Source organism: Microcoleus sp. BM001215392 (assembly GCF_036700185.1).
In the GTDB taxonomy this organism is placed as follows: domain Bacteria; phylum Cyanobacteriota; class Cyanobacteriia; order Cyanobacteriales; family Microcoleaceae; genus Microcoleus.
On the sequence record NZ_JAUBOJ010000612.1, the window covers coordinates 1 to 2,659 of the forward strand.

The following is a 2,659-nucleotide window of genomic DNA, read 5'->3' on the forward strand; positions in this document are numbered from 1 at the left end:
ACAGCCTTTCTCAAAAAAGTGAGGTATGCCCGCTAATCTTATGCCCGGTTTGGCCCATGTCCTATGCCCCATGCCCATGCGTCCGCGAATCTTTCTGAGAAAGGCTATATGATATATATAATTTAAAATCTGACTTTTGTAAAAGCCATGTCTCAAGCAACATTAACTGATGTTTCCTTAGATCCAATATTAGAGCGCTTGACGCAACTTGCCCAACTAGAACCTGACTGGGATTCTTATGGTGCATTGCCAGTTTCGCCCGTTGCTTTTGTAAAAGCCTGTCAGTTGCTCATTCATGTCAAATACTCTCTTTCGTCTTTAGTTGGCGATCGCATTTTACCCTATGATGCAACACCAATTGCTAATGGTAGCCTACAACTGGAATGGCGAAGCCCACACGGCAATCTAGAAGTGGAAATTAAACCCGATCAGAGTTTCAGCTATCTACTAATTAAGGGAGAAGGAAACGAGAGAAAATTTGAGGAAAAAAACCAGGTGTCATTATCGGAAGTCCTGAATGTGGTGTCTCAGCTATTGATTCCATAAGTCAGGATGAGATAATGCTAGAAGAAATTGGAGACAATGATATTCTTTATCGTCCGATTCCTAATGTACATCTTTATACTGTCTCTGAAATCTAGCTATGGTAAAATCTCGCAAACTGGAATCACTTCTCGCGGAACTACAGCAGATTCGCCCCAATCCTACTACGTTAGAAGCCATGCTTCTACTGCGCCAACTACTGACATCTAAGCAACCAGTTGCGATCGCCCAAGCAGCAAAACTGATCGCAGAGGCAGAACACTACAGCCTAATTCCCGACATGGTTGCCGCGTTTGAATGGGCGATGACGAAGCCAAGTGAGCGAGATCCAGGTTGTATTGCTAAGTTCAAACTTGCAGATGCACTCTATCGATTGGAATATAGTAACGAAGATTTGTTTTTGCAAGGCATTCGATATGCGGGCACTTCAAGTGATAGGGCTGCGCCATTACGAAGTGTCTGTGCATTAGGACTCGTCAGAATGAATTACCCCGATGTGATGAGCGAGTTAGCGGATTTGCTTGCTGACTCGGAATCTGATGCACGAATTGGCTCTGCACGAGCCATTGCCTATACCGGAAATTTGTCAGGTGTTCCACTTCTACGGTTACGAATCAAGCTTGGCGATAGTGCACCTGTTTTATTGGAGTGTTTTCTGGCATTGCTGCACTTATCCCCAACACAATCCTCGATCGATTTAGTGCGTTCTTTTCTAGTGATTCAGTCACGGGCTGAGGATCATAGCGAGATTAGTGATATCGTAGAAGCCGCAGCCTTAGCATTTGGAGAATCCCGATTACCGGAAGCATTTGATATTTTGCGAATTTGGTGGGAGTCTGTCAGTATTCCAGAGCTTCGCAAAACGGGATCGATCGCAATCTCGCTTCTCAGAAACGATGAGTCAGTTTCGTTCCTATTATCCCTAATTCAGAGCGGTACTCTGGTGGATGCGAAAAACTCGATCGCAGCCTTGAGTGTTTATCGTGAGAATCAAGCACTTTGGCAACTTGTTCGCGAACGCATTGAACAACGGGGAGAACCAAGCCTCCTGAGCATGGTTGATTGACGCTCCCTGATCGGTTGCGTTACCAAAACTTTTTGAGTACAAAAGAGTTGACCTGCCTCCTTCCTCGCAGGCGATCGCACTTCACGACTCAACCAATAATCAGAGAGCATATAATAAATAAAATCCGCAATCAAAATTGACAGAATTAATGAAAATCGCCACCTGGAACGTCAACTCAATTCGCACCCGCATCGAACACGTTACTGGCTGGTTGCAAACAAACTCCCCAGACGTTCTTTGCCTGCAAGAAACCAAAGTTATAGACAAAGACTTTCCCCTAGAGCCCTTCACCAACCTCGGCTACAACTGCTACATTTCCGGTCAAAAGTCCTACAACGGCGTTGCCATTTTTAGCCGATCGCCCTTAACGCAAATTAGCACCGGATTTGCCCCCATTCTCGGCGACGCAACCGTCGGCAGCTTCGACGAACAAAAGCGCCTCATAGCCGGAGTTATAGACGATATTTGCATCATCTCCGTATACGTTCCCAACGGTTCGGAGGTAGGCTCCGAGAAGTATGAATACAAACTACATTGGCTCAAACTGCTGCAAGAATACCTAAAAATAGCACTAGACAAATCGCCCCACCTGTGCATTTGCGGTGACTTCAATATCGTACCGGACGATCGGGATATCCACAATCCCAAAGCTGCTGCAAACTCCGTTGGACTATCAATACCCGAACGCCAAGCATTAACAGAAATCACCGAATTAGGATTAAGCGACCCCTTTCGCAAATTCACATCAGAAGGGGGGCATTATAGCTGGTGGGACTACCGCGCCGCCGCATTTTTGCGCAACAACGGCTGGAGAATCGACCACCATTATCTCAGCCCTCCCCTCTACGAAAAAGCCAAAAGTTGTATAATAGATATTGCTCCCAGAAAATTAGTCAAACCCAGCGATCACGCCCCCGTAATTGTCGAAATTTGATTTATAAGTTATAAGGTTAATAACAAGTGATACCAATTTTTTATGAGGTTCCCTAGAATCCGATCCCCCCTAGCCCCCCTTAATAAGGGGGGGACAAGATTCAGATAAAAGTCCCC

The 2,659-nt window shown here is 45.6% G+C and carries 3 protein-coding genes; all 3 read left to right on the plus strand.

Annotated elements, in window-relative coordinates; genetic code table 11:
- The first annotated feature begins 147 nt into the window (after positions 1 to 147).
- The gene (locus QT974_RS33340; protein WP_333472644.1) at positions 148 to 546 is read left to right on the plus strand and encodes a hypothetical protein; all 399 of its coding nucleotides are present in this window, start codon (positions 148 to 150) and stop codon (positions 544 to 546) included.
- A 97-nt stretch (positions 547 to 643) separates the two neighbouring features.
- A complete protein-coding gene (locus tag QT974_RS33345) occupies positions 644 to 1,609 on the plus strand; it encodes a hypothetical protein (RefSeq protein ID WP_333472645.1) in 966 nt (321 codons plus the stop codon).
- 148 nt (positions 1,610 to 1,757) lie between these two features.
- Complete coding sequence (gene xth, locus QT974_RS33350) at positions 1,758 to 2,543, plus strand: exodeoxyribonuclease III (protein WP_333472646.1); 786 nt, start codon at positions 1,758 to 1,760, stop codon at positions 2,541 to 2,543.
- The last annotated feature ends 116 nt before the right edge of the window (positions 2,544 to 2,659 follow it).